The sequence below is a fragment of the Afipia sp. MLSD5-FHT05B12 genome (assembly GCF_058793355.1).
The window spans coordinates 237,108-250,952 of record NZ_JBXAFS010000001.1 but is presented as its reverse complement, the minus strand read 5'-3'; the positions used below and the strand labels follow the sequence as shown (position 1 = coordinate 250,952).

Genomic DNA, 13,845 nt, shown 5'->3' with positions numbered 1-13,845 from the left:
CATGAACATCCTCTTGCTGACGAGTGAATTCGCGCCGGCGACAGGCGGAATTGGTACCTATGCACGGGAAATCGCAGCGGCGGCCACCGAACTCGGTGCGCGGGTCACAGTGGTTGCTCCCGATTACTCCGAACACTCGCTGGACATGGATAAGTCGCTTCCATTCGAACTCCATCGCTTTCACGGTGGACTGCATTCGATGCGGAATCTTCCCGCGAAGATTCTTATCGCCCGTGACCGGGTTTGCATTGAGGACTACGATGTCATCCATGCCGCGGATTGGCCGTTCTTCATTCCACTCGCGCTGTCGCGGCACCGGACCCAGGCGCGATTGCTAATGACCGTCCATGGTTCGGAAATCAATGAAACACAGACGCCGCTCAAACGGCTCGCGATTCGCGCCGCGGGCGTGTTCGGACCGCGAACCGAGATCGCCGCTAACAGCCGGTTTACACGAGAGCTCTTTTGCGAGCGGTTTACAATTGAAGACGAACGCGTTTCCGCGATTCCGCTTGGCGTCTCGGATTTCTGGTTCGGTCCGCGTAAAAGCCGCAAAGCGACACGTCACGCCTATGGTGTCGGGCTGGACAAGATAGTCATGGTGACGGTCGCCCGTCTTACGCGCCGCAAAGGACATCTCATGACCCTTGCGGCCCTGTCGCGCCTGCCAGACGAACTACGCCAGCGCATCACCTGGCTCGTGATTGGCCCCAACGGCGAAGCGGACTATGTCGATGAATTCCGCGACATGGTCGAGACGACGGATTGCGAAGTTCATCTTCTCGGATCGCTGCCGAACGAACAAATCCGCGACATCTATGGCGCGAGCGATTTCTTCTGTCTGACCGGCATTCCGGATTCGCTTGGACGCGTCGAAGGTTTTGGTCTGGTCTATCTCGAAGCCGGCGCGGGCGGCCTGCCAAGCGTCGCGACGGCGATCGGTGGAGTTTCCGATGCCGTTCTTGCTGACGAGACGGGACTGCTCATTGACCCCAATGTCGAAGCCGTTTCTCAGGCAATCGTCGAACTTGCCGAAGACAGCAATACCCGCTCAATTCTCGCGGCTGGCGCGGCGGCACATGCCCGCGCGCTGTCGTGGGAACGTTGTGCGGCCGAAACTTACGGCTTGCCGCGGTCCAGTCGGCGAGTTGATATCGGGAAGATGGGGCCACCTCCCATAGCCAAGCCGGTATCTCGCGAAGATCCCGCGCCGCACGCGGCGGTCGCTGGCCGCTAACAATGCGAACACTTACAGTGGCGATTGCCATGATCCTGATTGCGGGCAGATCCGCGCATGCTGAAAGCTGCACCAAGAGCCGGGATTATCTGCTTGGGAATCTTGGCGGAGACCTAACGCAATCTCCGCAAGCCTACCAAAACCTGTTCAAGATTTGCCTTGCGACCGTCAGGATGTCGAATGTCAAGGACGCCTTCATTCTGAAAGATGGCGGAATCGCCGTGATCCCGAAGCAGGATAACGTAGCGGCGACAGCTGCGACACTTTCGGCATTCTGCGACGCCTATCCGCGCGGCACCCTGCGGTTTCTCAACCGCAAGGATCTTCTTCAGGCCCTGTCTGTCACAAACATTGTGCGAATTTCGTCCACCGCATCGACGCCTTGCCGGAAGATAAAAGGCAATTCATCATCTTGATCCTCTGATCAAACCGACCGACGGCGAGAGACTGAGAAGCAACAAGCCCGGCCCGTACTATCTGCAGCGGCGCACACGCACACCGTCAACCCACACCGTGCGGCAGACGACCGCCGGCGGACGGCGCACAACAACCGCTCCCCGGGCCCCGGCACAGCCCGCACGATAGACGCCGCACGCGCACACAACCGCGTTGGCGTCCGTCATTTCGATAATCATTGTTCCGGAAAATGCCAGAACGGCAAAAGCAATAAGCAGGAATGAGCGCACGGCGGACTCCCAAAGCTATCTTGGTTGATCTTGGCGTAATCTTCTCAAGAGCGAGTTGACACGGCGCAAATTACTTCTTCTCCGCAGCAACCAATACTTTCTTGCATCCAGCGGTGAGCTTGTCGCTTGACTTGGACAGGCAAGCGATAATTCGCCCTCCTCCCGGCTCAATGCCCTTACAGAATTTTTCATAATCACCCATGCAAGCGCTGCGCTGCTCGGCCGTCAAATCCTGCGAATACGCAGCTCCGGAAACGCACAAAAGGGCGGCAATCAATATGGCATATCGCATGTGCATACTCCTTTTCGATTACAAGAAGACATATGCAGCGGGCGTAATCTACCGCCATGCCGCCACTGCTTTGGGGAAACGACAAGCAGGGGTTCTTGCTTCCTGATAAGGGAGCCGCTGTACTGAGGCGGCCTAGACTCTCTGATCAGACAATCGCTCAAAGCCAGCTCGTCAAATGCCGACTGCAGCCGCAGGGGGAAACCATGGAGAATATCAGAGCCAAGTGGCTTACATTCTACGCTGAACATATCGAACAAGCCTCGAAAGAAATGTTTGGTCATGTCGAGAAAATGATCGTGGCGACATTGATCATATCGGCGGGTGCCCATGTCTCCAGTACTGACCCGGCCATACTTCTGTTCGGTTACTTGCGCCACGGTCTCATCGGCCGTGGTGTCGAATTATTTGGTATCGTTCTTCTCTTCCTCAATTTTCTCGACGGTCTATACAAGCTTTCAAAGCTGAGCTGGCATATCGCTTACCAGATCGTCATGTCGCTCTGTTACATCGTCTTGAGCGTCCGGCTGGTCCAGTTGATCCTTGCCTTTCGTGGTGAATAATCGCGCCGGTGCGAAGATTACTGCGCCGCGAATTGGCCCAGCACATCCTTGCACGCGGGTGAGAGCGAACCAGCTCGCACGGCCAGACACTGCACAATGCGGCCGTTGCCGGGCGCGACGCCACCACAAAGCGCACGAACATCACCGCCGCATGCGGATCTCAAGACAAACAATTCCTCGCGTGGCCGCATCGGCCGCAAGACAAGTGCAGGCGTTGAAGCCGCCGCAGCCGCTCCCGCAGGATTCGCTGCCGTTGACGCCGCCGGCGTACTCCCTCCAGCCGGAGTAGCGGCAGCACCGCTCGCCGCGCTCACCGCCTGCTGGCAACTTTCCGAAAGTTTCGACTTGTTCTTTTCCAGACAATTCAATGCCGGCGCTCCGCCGGGTGGAACGCTCGCGCAATTCTTCTGATAATCGGAACGGCAGGCGCTGCGTATTGCTGCGGTCTGTGCGTCGGTCGGCTTTTGTGTTGGTGTGATCGCGGCCGTCTTAGGAGCTGTAGCCGCGGCCGGCGCAGCAGCTTTCGCTGGTGCGGCAGGTGCCGGAGCGGATTCCGCCTTAGATGCAGCAGCCGGTTCAATCGCCTTCATCGCCTGCTGGCAGGATCCGGAAAGCTTTGGCATGTTCTTCTGCAAGCACTGCAACGACGCGGCACCACCCGGCGGCACACTGGCGCAATTCGCTTCATAGTCTGATCGACACGCAGAGCGAATGGCATTTCGTTGTTCATCGGTAGGCTCCTGAGAGACGGCTGATATTGCCGTTACCAAACCGATCATTACAGTGAGCGACAATAGCGCTGCCGCACGTTTCAACGTGTCGATCATTTAAAGAAACCCCTATTGGAGAGACAGCGCTCGCAATAAAAGTCAATTCAAAAAAACTGTCGGAAAATTCCTACCCGGCGGCATCATTTTCTCTTTTAGGTTCCACCGCAAGTGGATTGTTGATAACCATGGTGGCGGACGTCGTTCCCGAAGCGGAATAATTTCCGCGAAAAGAAATTTTGAATAGGGCATCGAAATGAAAGCTTCGTGTCCGGTCGGTATTCAATTTTCCGGTGCCACTTGGCACAAGGCATCCTCTATCCAGCGTATTCCTCTGGTCATATTTTCGCTGGCCGCGCTAACCGCTTGCGAACAGAATAGTTTTGTACCACCGCCGCCGCCGAAGGTTGATGTTAGCGTTCCAGTGCAGCGCACAATTACACGCTACCTGACAGCTACCGGCAACACTGCCCCCTTCAAGTCAGTTGATCTGGTAGCCCGTGTTCAAGGTGTTCTCCAGTCGATCAGCTATGAAGACGGTGCGTTCGTGAAACAAGGCACATCGCTATTCACGATCGAACCTGAAACCTACAAATTGAAACTCGAACAGGCGCAGGCTGCCGAAGCCGGCGCGCAGGCTTCGTTGAAGCAATCCGAGTCCGACTTCAAGCGTCAGTCGGATCTGGTTACCCGTCAGGTCGTCTCGCAGGCGACACTTGATCAGTCCACCTCCACACGTGACAATGCCCAGGCCAATCTGCAGCAGGCTCAGGTCAACACCAAAATCGCGGCAGTGAACTACGGCTACACCAATGTGGCAGCGCCCTTCGACGGGATCGTTAGCGCGCACCTCGTCTCGGTTGGCGAACTGGTCGGCGCGGCGTCGCCAACCCAGCTTGCGACAATCGTCCAGTTCGATCCGATCTACGTGAATTTCAACGTCAACGAACAGGATGTTCTGCGGATACGTGCGGCCGCCGCAGAGAAAGGGTTGACACCGAAAGATCTCAGGGAAACTCCGATCGAAGTCGGCCTGCAAACTGAGAACGGCTATCCGCACAAAGGTAAGCTCGATTACGCCGCACCGACGATCAATCAATCCACAGGTACACTTGCAGTACGCGGTGTTCTGCAAAACGCTGACCGGATATTGCTGCCTGGATATTATGTGCGAGTTCGCGTTCCGCTCGAGAGGCAGCAAGATGTTCTGCTTATTCCTGACGTTGCATTGGGTAGTGACCAGGCGGGACGATATGTCCTTGTCGTCAACAAGGAAAATGTCGTTGAGCAACGCAAGGTTCAGATCGGACCTCTCGACGGTGAATTGCGTGTGATCGAGACCGGCCTGAAGGCCGATGACCGTATCGTCATCGCCGGTCTGCTCCGCGCAATCCCCGGCCAAAAGGTAGACCCCCAGTTGCAAAAGACAGATCTGCCTCGCGCTTCGGCGAACTAGGACCGACGACGGCCATGATCTCGAAATTCTTCATCGAACGGCCAGTGCTTTCAAACGTCATCGCGATCCTGATGATCCTGATCGGCGGCGTAGCCCTGCTTGGCCTTGCCGTCGCACAATATCCCGATGTGGTGCCGCCGACGGTACAGGTCACAACACGATATCCCGGCGCCAGCGCCAAAACCGTCATTGATACCGTAGCATTGCCGATCGAGCAGCAGGTCAACGGCGTCGAGGGCATGCTTTACATGCAGTCCTACAGCGGCGCCGACGGGAGCTATAGTCTCACGGTGACGTTCAAGATCGGCACCAATCTCGACTTCGCGCAGGTGCTGGTTCAGAATCGGGTTTCCAGCGCGCTGTCGCAATTGCCGCAATCTGTTCAGACTCAAGGCGTCACGGTCCAGAAGAAATCGACAGCGATCCTTTTATTTGTGACGCTGACGTCACCGAATGCCACATACGACAGCCTCTACCTGAGCAATTATGCAACGATCAGTATCCGGGACGAGCTGTCACGGCTGCCCGGCGTAGGGAGCGTGAACGTCTTCGGCGCAGGCCAGTATTCAATGCGCGTTTGGCTCGATCCGAACAAGTTGCAGGCACTCGGATTGATGCCGCAGGACGTGATTCAGGCGATTCAGCAGCAAAGTCAGCAGGTCACCGCCGGTCAGGTCGGAATGCCACCAACGCCGCAGGGGCAAGCATTCCAATACACACTGAATGTGCAAGGCCGGTTGGATGAAACAACCGAATTCGCCGATGTCATCGTCAAGACAGGCAATAATGGCGATGTCACGCGAGTCCGCGACGTTGGACGCGTCGAACTTGGCGCTCAGACATACAGCCAGATATTTTCGCTTAACAAACAGCCCTCAACCGGCGTCGGCGTATTCCAGTCGCCCGGCGCGAACGCGCTCGAAGTCCAACAAGCCGTTAAAAGGAAGATGACCGAGTTAGCGCGCGGATTCCCGCAGGATGTGAAGTTCGACATCCCGTTCGACACAACGACGTTTGTCTCGGCGTCGATTCACGAAGTCTACAAGACACTGATCGAGGCTGGCTTTCTCGTCCTCATCGTTATTCTGGTGTTCTTGCAGGACTGGCGAGCCATGCTGGTTCCAGCGACGACTGTTCCAGTCACTATCATCGGCGCTTTCGCTGCGATGGCCACGCTTGGCTTCACGATCAACCTGTCGACACTGTTCGCCATCGTGCTCGCGATCGGAATCGTGGTCGACGATGCCATCGTCGTTGTTGAAGGAGCTGCCCACAACATCGAGCAAGGTATGTCCGGCCACGATGCCGCGATCAAGGCGATGGATCAGTTGTTCGCGCCGATCGTCGGGATCACGCTGGTCCTGGTATCGGTGTTCCTGCCGGCTGCCTTCTTGCCCGGTCTAACTGGCCGCATCTATGCACAATTTGCGCTGGTGATCGCTGCAACCGCCCTGATCAGCGCGATCAACGCTGCGACTCTAAAGCCCACGCAATGCGCACTCTGGCTTCGACGCCCGGTTTCGCCGGAGCAACGCAACTGGCTCTATCGCGGCTTCAACTCGGTTTATGACCGGATTGAGAAAGGCTATACCTCAGTCATCGATCGGATGGTCCGGCACAGCAATGTCTCGCTAATCGTTGCACTGATCCTGATTGTTATCGGTGGCTACGGCCTGTCCCGCGTGCCAACCGGATTTATCCCGATCGAGGACCAGGGATATCTGCTGGCGGCGGTACAATTGCCGGATGGTGCAGCGCTCGACCGCACCCAGCGCGTACTGGATCAGATCACCGAGATCGCCGGCAAAACACCCGGCGTGGCACAAGTCATTGGTATCTCCGGCATATCGGCACTCGACAATAGCTCAAGTCTTGCCAATGCCGGTGTTGCATACCTCATTCTGAAAGACTGGGATACGCGAGGTCCCGGAGAAGATCTGCGATCGCTCGTTGTTGGGCTGAACCAGAAGCTCGAAGCGATACCGGAGGCGCGGATCTTTGTGCTTCCGCCCCCACCCATTCAGGGCATCGGCAATGCCGCCGGCTTCGCCATGCAGGTTGAACTGCGCGACGGAAATTCCGATTTTGGAAAACTTCAGGCCGTTACCCAGGCGGTCGTCGCCAACGCCCAGACACAGAGTGCGTTGCAGCGCGTCAGTTCACCGTTCCGCTCCATGGTTCCGCAATTCGACGTCGAGGTCGACAGGATCAAGACGCAAACACTGCACATCACAACCGATCAGGTGTTTTCGACTTTGGCCGCCTATCTCGGGTCGTCCTATGTCAATCAGTTCAACAAGTTTGGGCGCACCTTTCAGGTCTATGCGCAAGCCGATTCGCAGTTTCGCCTAACCACCAAGGACATCGAAAACCTGACAATACGCAACCAGCAGGGCGCCATGATCCCGCTCGGCACGATCGCGACGATCACGCCGGCGGTGGGCCCCTCTCTCATCAGCCTCTACAATCTTTACCCGTCCGCGACCATCATCGGACTGCCATCGCAAGGCTACAGTTCCGGCCAGTCTATCGCGCTGATGGAACAAATCGCCGACAAGACCCTGCCGCCTGGCGCGGGCTATGAATGGACGGCGATGTCGTACCAGGAGAAAGCTGTCGGCAGCCAGATTTACTACGTGTTCGGCCTCGCCCTGTTGCTAGTCTATCTGGTTCTGGCCGGGCAGTATGAAAGCTGGTTTGCGCCGATTGCAGTCATTCTAGCCGTGCCGCTGTCCCTGCTCGGGCCGATGGCGGTCCTTACGGGGCTGAGAATCGAAAACAACCTTTACACACAGATCGGGCTGATTTTGCTGATCGCCCTGTCAGCCAAAAACGCTATTCTCATTGTGGAAGTTGCGCTCGAACTCCACGTCCGGGATCGCAAACCGCTGCTGGAATCCGCTGTCGAAGCCGCACGGGCGCGGTTCCGGCCAATCCTGATGACATCGTTCGCCTTTATCCTCGGTGTGGCGCCGCTGGTTTTCGCGACGGGCGCTGGCGCCAGCGCCCGCAAGTCAATCGGCATCACCGTGTTCAGCGGAATGCTCGCTTCCACCTGCCTCGCGGTTCTGTTCGTTCCAACATTCTTTGTCATGATACAGCGGCTCGAGAACTGGCTTGCCGCGCGTAAGGCGAAGAAAGCCGCCTCACAACCGGTCATAGCAGGACCTTAACGACCCGAGCCGTCTTGCTTTCAAATACCTGCCTAGGCCAAGTGAAAATCGCTCTGATGCGTGTGAAGTTCTATCGATGAACTGAGCCGGGCCGTTATCCCTTGATCATCATGGCTGGTGAAAAGGTCGAAGCTTGTCATGGTTTGAACAAGAGCGGCCACATCAACCTCGTTACCAGACCACGATCCTTCGGACTGCATAAGCTCGGATGTCGACCGAACATTGTAATCGGTGTTGGAGCCGAGGTCCGATCTGAAATCGAAACTCTCTCGACCTGAACTGTCGTACTGGTGCGATGTACCGTTCCACGAAAATGTGTGGCCGATGCTTGAAAAACTGTGGCTATGGTGAGATGAGCTGTTCTGGCTTGAATAGTCGGTCATCATACGTGACTGGCTTGTTTGCAGATCCGTGGAGATAGAACGGCCTGAATCGAAGTCTGTCGAAGTGGGTACCTGAGCCGATCCGATCGCCCGCGCGTCAATCGCGCTACTTCCGTGCCTCTCGCTCGACCACGATTCATGCGAAACGTGTTCTCCCGGAGATGCCGAAGCCATGTCTCTTGACGAAACTGAGCGATCAGGATCCCGGGAACACCTTTCATTACACCCGGCTGAATCCGAACCTCTCGCCTCGGATTTGTGGTTGTCCTGCCCCTGATCATTCGAAGCGACGTCGCTGGTTCCTGCCGTCAGCTCACGGCCCTCGCTTGCCAAGAAGAAATCCTGATCATTTGCGGCAATTGCGTCATTCGGGCCGTCGTCGTGGAAATGATGATGGCGATGGTGATGGTGATGGTGGTGGCTATCCGCAATAACGAGGTCAAATTGGTCAACCGCCGTGGCGTCGTGCTCGTCGCTTGCGATAACTTTGATATGGATAACGCATTCCTCGCCCTTCGGTGGCGTTCCGGAAAACGTCATCGATACAGGATCGAATGTGAGCCAGTTTGGAAGCGGATCGCCATTCGCCAATGTCGCGCGAAACGTCAAAGTATCGTTGGCATCAAGATCGGCGAATACACAAGCCGGAATAACATATTCGAATCTACAGCCTTCCTTGGCCCGCTGATCCGGAATCGGATGCTCGACAGTTGGCTTATCGTTCAATCCATTGATGGTCAGCGTGAGCGTTTCTGGAACGATAGATGTTCCGGGCTGGCTATCGAAGCCAATCGTATAGATTGCCGATTCCCCAACACCCAGAAACGCGAATTGGCTCGCATCATAGGTCACGACGCCAGTTGCGGGATCGACATACACCAGCTTGGCGAGATCGACGCCTTGAGGTGTCGGCACCGTGCTTTCCACGCCCCTAACGGTGGCGGTGCCCGGCACGTATCGCCCCGCCGATTGATCGACGACCTGCCCATTGATTGAAACCGTGACTTGATCACTGATGGCAAAGTTTCGTTCGACAGGACCTTGCGACGCCTGGACGTCCACCACGTTTGCGACTGCGATCGCTCGCACCACCGGAGCCGGGGGGGCTTCCGGGAAAATCAAGAGATCCTGCGCCGTCGCGATAATCGGTATGATGGCGACACCGCTTGCAAGCGCGATTAATCCTGGCACACCGGATTCAACTCCTCGGCCAAAGGAGTTGCTGGCAAAACCTGCAAGCGGGTTCACGCTGGAACCAGTTTTATCACCTCCCGGGCCATCCGGATTGTAGTTGGGATAGTAAATCTGAAAAACCTGCTGAATGAGGCTTTTCTCGCTTTGGATATCGGCGAGCGATTTGAGTTGATCGATAGCGGAGACTGGCTGTCCCGCACCAATCGGCGTGACAATCGTCACGAGGCCGGAGTGAGATACCACCTTGATAAGTTCACCAGTTGCCTTGTCGTAAAGTTGAAACGATCCGATTTTTCCATCCGGTTCCTTCAGCACGGAGAACTTGCTCGGTCCATCATCGGCGGCGATTTCCACCATAATAGCAGTGCCCCGGATACCCATTGTGGCGACCGGCGTTTCGACGCGCATGTTCCCGAACTTGGCGGTATGCCCGGCAACGAGGGTAATCGTTCCCTGTATCAGGCTCAAAAGCGACGAGTTGGACGACCCGTTTGGATCATACGTCATCTCATCCAGAACAATGCGGGCATTCGATGCAAGGCCCAGCGCGGTGCCATCAACGAAGCTGATACCAATCGTGGTATCCGGCCCGGTCTGGACGACGTCTCCCTTGAGAAGCCTGTCGCCCTGCTTCAATTCGACAGGAACACCATTGCGCGTAACCACCGCGGTGCCGCTCACCTTCACGACGTTGCCCACAGCTGGTACTGCGCCGGCGATCTGGTCGGCCTGGGCGTATTGGGCCCTCGCCGTCATCGCTTCAATCACGCGCCCGGAAAGGCCTGCTCCTTCCGGAGACATCAACGACGCGCGATACTCGCCCTTGAAGTATTCCTGAACAATGACGCTTTCAGCTTCGCTGGAAATAACCAGATCAATGCCGACACGGTCATAGTGTCCGGAAAACAACAGCCCGGAATTGACAAAAGTTGCTGGAGCGCATGCGGCATGGCATCCTGCCTCTCCCGCAGCGAATACAAAGCCGTCTGAGATCGTGGTCCCGACCAACCCTTGCATACTGAGATCGCTACTCATGTGGACCTCGTGCCTCAGTTTCACATTATCCGTGACTATGCTGTTGCTGCTTCGCCCTGCTCCATTCCGCCGTTGACGGCACGCCGTGCTTTCGGCTTGCGACCATTCAGCTTAGGTGCGCTTTCAGACTGTCCGAGAGCAACGACCAGCGCCGCATTGACATCCTCGATCCGCCCAAGCTTGACGAGTATCGCCGCCAGGCACCCAAAAGCCTCAGGCAGATCTGGCCTCAACCGGATGACCTCCCGATAAGCGTTGGCGGATTCAAGATGCTGTCCAAGCGCATCGCACGATTGCGCAAGACAGAGCCACGGTTTGTAAATATCCGGCCTGATCGTCGTCAGCGTCTTGAAGAGCCGCTTCGCCGAGGCGTGATCGCCCTTATTAGCCAGCAACTGACCGAGCCGATGAATTGCGTCCGGATTTCTCGGCTCGGTATCAATAACTTGCCGGTAACCCTGTTCGGCCTCCACAAGCTTACCTTTCTGGTGAAGCTCGGTTGCCTCTTTCAAGACCTCGGGAATGGTTCGCTGATCGAGCTTGCCGCCGAGATTCAGTCCATTCTTGGTGCCCACAAGAACATACCGGATGCGGCGCTCTTTCACGCCGAATGAGTATTTGTAGGATTCGTTACCACGCAAGAAATCATACTCGGTGAATCCGCTGGCGATTGCATGCCGGATGCTGTGGGCATGTAAAATCACACCCGGCGGCGAACCGTCGAAAGTTTCGTCCCGTCCAGTCATGTAGAACAGGAAGGAGTGCTTGCGCTTGTCAATCAGTGTCGCGAGCGCAGCGAGTGGCCGATCCTCCTTCCAGAGCGTCGGCAAGAACAAGAGATCCGCCCTGAAGCTTCGCGTCAGCATGGCCCGGTTCGAGCGCACCAGAGTATGGACGAGGTCACCTTTACGCGGTGTCCATTTTGTTTCCCAGAATCGAAGCAGCGTATTGAGATCCCGCTCAATCGTTTCTGGAGTTGCCACGGTGATGCGATACTCGCCGGTTTCGTCGACAAGCCTCAACAAGCGCCTGATCTTCTGTCTGGTGTTGGCACTTAACGTATCGAGGTATGCATTCCAATTCGGCGGAAGCGCTGCGAACGGGCACAGATGATTGTCTATGTTGTCGACCTTTCCGATACGGTTGATCTCGCTGGTCTGAAAATTGGCTTTCGGGAAATGCGCCAGCAGAAGCCGGATGCGCGGCTCCGACATGCGAATGTTCTCGAGGTTAAGGCGCGCCCAGTTCATTCGTTTCAGGTGCCGGGCGAATGCGGGGATGGCCTGATGTTCCGCTCCTGGCGCGCAAAGAATGCCGGTATAGTCGGCTGAGAAATTACCGGCCATGTTCAATTCATTGTGAAAGCGCGCGTTCTCCAGTTTCGTCTGAATCCGTAACGGCAGAAAGGCCACGTATGGAGCGTCTGCCCTGTCGTCCGCTTTCGCTCCGAGGACAAGCCAGGGGCTGGATATCTGCGCGAGCCAGCCCGAAAGCCATTTCCAGGAAATAAACAACTGGGCGTCCGGATCCGCGTCATAGACAGCGTTCCAGTTCTCTTCCAGCCGGGCAAAATCCGGCAACGTATTTATGACGTCAATGCGCACGGTATGACCCTCACTTGTGATGCCCGACATCTCAAATCAACGTCTAAACCTTTCCATGCCGACATCTATCAAGGCCGTAAAATCATTCCTCATCGCTCGCGGAACGCGCGTGTCATGCTGTCGTGGATCGGCTTCACGATGTATTGGAAAAAAGTCCGTTCCGACGTCTTGACGTAGACTTCTGCCGGCATCCCCGGCGTCGGGCTGAACCCCGGGATAGTCCCGGCCTCCTCGGTATTCAGCTTGACGCGGATAATATAAATGTCGGTCGGCCCAACCTGTTGGGATTTCTTCTCGTCGGCGAGTGTATCGGCCGAAAGGTAGATGACCTCTCCCGACACCATCGGCGTAATGCGCTGATTGAGCGCGGTGAGCCGAACCGTTGCGTGCTGCCCATGCTTGACGCTGTCAATGTCCTGCGGGCGCACACGGGCTTCGATGATAAGCTCATCCTTGAGCGGCAATATCTCCATGATGCTCTTGCCGGCTTCAATCACACCGCCATGCGTATGATACCGCAGCTTGACGACAACGCCTCTGACGGGCGCCGAAATGCGAATGCGATCCAACACACCCTTGGCACTCAGCATTCGTTCGCGCACATCGACGAGTTCACCGCGCACCTCATGCATCTGCTCAACCGCAGTCTTGATCGCGGTCTTCTTGACGCCGTTGATCTGTTCAAGAGATTTAGCGATGCGCTCCTTGGCGTCGCCTATATCGCCCATGATCCGACCGACCTCTCCCTCAAGATTCGCTTGTGCTCTTTGCAGCAATAGAACCTCCGGCTTCCTCACCAGTCCGGTCTTCAGGAGATATTCCTTTGCCTCAATTTCTTCCTCAATGAACTTGATCTGACGACGAACGCCACCCAGTTGAACCCTCGAACCCTGAATTCTTTCGTTTAGCGCATTGATCCCCTCATTGATGCCCGCGATATCGCTGTTCATGTTGTTCCTGCGAGCGGTAAAGGTGAGCTTTTGACTCTCCAGAATTTCCTTCACTTCAGGTTCATTCAGGGTCTGATTCAATTCATCGGGAAATGTGATCTCACTGGCTTCGCGCATTTCGGCCTGCAATCGGGCATCCATCGCTGTCAAACGTGTACGGCGGAGAAACAGTCGGCGCAGTTCGGCGCGCGGCGCGGTTTCATCAAGATCAACCAACACTTGTCCTTGCTCAACAATATCGCCCTCGCGCACGTAGATTTCACGTATGACACCACCTTCAAGATGCTGAATGATCTTGTTTTGTCCGGTCGCGACGAATACACCCGACGCAACAACGGCGCCGGCAATCGGAGCCATATTGCCCCATACGCCAAATCCCATGACGGTCATCGCCACAATAAGGATGCCGGCAACTGTCGGCACCCGTGTCGATCGTGGAAGCGTATCGTACCAAGTACCCTCAGGTACCGGTCCCTGCGCAATGAGCTTTTTGCCTGACACCACAACA

11 protein-coding genes are annotated in these 13,845 nt (G+C 56.2%); 5 read left to right on the top strand and 6 right to left on the bottom strand.

Annotated features, from left to right (window positions below; translation table 11 throughout):
• Position 1 precedes the first annotated feature (1 nt).
• Positions 2-1,237: a glycosyltransferase family 4 protein gene (locus AC1Q6J_RS01035; protein WP_492277463.1), complete on the top strand. Its 1,236-nt coding sequence runs from the start codon at positions 2-4 to the stop codon at positions 1,235-1,237.
• Between the two features lie 2 nt (positions 1,238-1,239).
• Complete coding sequence (locus tag AC1Q6J_RS01030) at positions 1,240-1,653, top strand: hypothetical protein (RefSeq protein WP_492277462.1); 414 nt, start codon at positions 1,240-1,242, stop codon at positions 1,651-1,653.
• 57 nt (positions 1,654-1,710) lie between these two features.
• Here AC1Q6J_RS01030 and AC1Q6J_RS01025 read toward each other — a convergent pair whose 3' ends face one another.
• Positions 1,711-1,923 carry a hypothetical protein gene (locus AC1Q6J_RS01025; protein WP_492277461.1) on the bottom strand — a complete coding sequence of 71 codons (213 nt, stop codon included), beginning with the start codon at positions 1,921-1,923 and terminating at the stop codon, positions 1,711-1,713.
• 70 nt (positions 1,924-1,993) lie between these two features.
• Complete coding sequence (locus AC1Q6J_RS01020; RefSeq protein WP_492277460.1) at positions 1,994-2,215, bottom strand: cysteine rich repeat-containing protein; 222 nt, start codon at positions 2,213-2,215, stop codon at positions 1,994-1,996.
• Between the two features lie 56 nt (positions 2,216-2,271).
• Here AC1Q6J_RS01020 and AC1Q6J_RS01015 point away from each other — a divergent pair, with 56 nt between their 5' ends.
• Entirely contained in the window at positions 2,272-2,775 is a 504-nt protein-coding gene (locus AC1Q6J_RS01015) for a hypothetical protein (protein WP_492277459.1), read from the top strand.
• A gap of 17 nt (positions 2,776-2,792) precedes the next feature.
• Here the strand turns inward: AC1Q6J_RS01015 and AC1Q6J_RS01010 are convergent, their stop codons facing one another.
• Positions 2,793-3,602 (bottom strand): cysteine rich repeat-containing protein, encoded by an 810-nt coding sequence (locus AC1Q6J_RS01010; RefSeq protein ID WP_492277458.1) that lies wholly within the window; start codon positions 3,600-3,602, stop codon positions 2,793-2,795.
• Between the two features lie 196 nt (positions 3,603-3,798).
• On the opposite strand from AC1Q6J_RS01010, the gene AC1Q6J_RS01005 reads away from it, so the two are divergent.
• Together AC1Q6J_RS01005 and AC1Q6J_RS01000 are read left to right on the top strand one after the other, a co-directional pair.
• On the top strand, positions 3,799-4,998 hold the full coding sequence (locus tag AC1Q6J_RS01005; protein ID WP_492277457.1) for an efflux RND transporter periplasmic adaptor subunit: 1,200 nt from the start codon (positions 3,799-3,801) through the stop codon (positions 4,996-4,998).
• Positions 4,999-5,012: 14 nt separating this feature from the next.
• Positions 5,013-8,171: an efflux RND transporter permease subunit gene (locus AC1Q6J_RS01000; RefSeq protein ID WP_492277456.1), complete on the top strand. Its 3,159-nt coding sequence runs from the start codon at positions 5,013-5,015 to the stop codon at positions 8,169-8,171.
• 32 nt (positions 8,172-8,203) lie between these two features.
• Here the strand turns inward: AC1Q6J_RS01000 and AC1Q6J_RS00995 are convergent, their stop codons facing one another.
• The 3 genes from AC1Q6J_RS00995 to AC1Q6J_RS00985 are packed head-to-tail and all read right to left on the bottom strand — an operon-like array spanning position 8,204 to position 13,838.
• Positions 8,204-10,783 (bottom strand): putative Ig domain-containing protein, encoded by a 2,580-nt coding sequence (locus tag AC1Q6J_RS00995; RefSeq protein ID WP_492277455.1) that lies wholly within the window; start codon positions 10,781-10,783, stop codon positions 8,204-8,206.
• A 35-nt stretch (positions 10,784-10,818) separates the two neighbouring features.
• Positions 10,819-12,417 carry a GNAT family N-acetyltransferase gene (locus AC1Q6J_RS00990; RefSeq protein ID WP_492277454.1) on the bottom strand — a complete coding sequence of 533 codons (1,599 nt, stop codon included), beginning with the start codon at positions 12,415-12,417 and terminating at the stop codon, positions 10,819-10,821.
• 59 nt (positions 12,418-12,476) lie between these two features.
• Positions 12,477-13,838: an HlyD family type I secretion periplasmic adaptor subunit gene (locus AC1Q6J_RS00985; RefSeq protein ID WP_492277453.1), complete on the bottom strand. Its 1,362-nt coding sequence runs from the start codon at positions 13,836-13,838 to the stop codon at positions 12,477-12,479.
• Positions 13,839-13,845 lie beyond the last annotated feature (7 nt).

Bases quoted from the DNA above. Each gene is read 5' to 3' on its own strand.
- AC1Q6J_RS01000 (WP_492277456.1), top strand. From the start codon at position 5,013: ATGATCTCGAAATTCTTCATCGAACGGCCAGTGCTTTCAAACGTCATC.
- AC1Q6J_RS01020 (WP_492277460.1), bottom strand. From the start codon at position 2,215: ATGCGATATGCCATATTGATTGCCGCCCTTTTGTGCGTTTCCGGAGCT.
- AC1Q6J_RS01030 (WP_492277462.1), top strand. From the start codon at position 1,240: ATGCGAACACTTACAGTGGCGATTGCCATGATCCTGATTGCGGGCAGA.
- AC1Q6J_RS00990 (WP_492277454.1), bottom strand. From the start codon at position 12,417: ATGTCGGGCATCACAAGTGAGGGTCATACCGTGCGCATTGACGTCATA.
- AC1Q6J_RS01015 (WP_492277459.1), top strand. From the start codon at position 2,272: ATGCCGCCACTGCTTTGGGGAAACGACAAGCAGGGGTTCTTGCTTCCT.
- AC1Q6J_RS01035 (WP_492277463.1), top strand. From the start codon at position 2: ATGAACATCCTCTTGCTGACGAGTGAATTCGCGCCGGCGACAGGCGGA.
- AC1Q6J_RS01010 (WP_492277458.1), bottom strand. From the start codon at position 3,602: ATGATCGACACGTTGAAACGTGCGGCAGCGCTATTGTCGCTCACTGTA.
- AC1Q6J_RS00995 (WP_492277455.1), bottom strand. From the start codon at position 10,783: ATGAGTAGCGATCTCAGTATGCAAGGGTTGGTCGGGACCACGATCTCA.
- AC1Q6J_RS01005 (WP_492277457.1), top strand. From the start codon at position 3,799: ATGAAAGCTTCGTGTCCGGTCGGTATTCAATTTTCCGGTGCCACTTGG.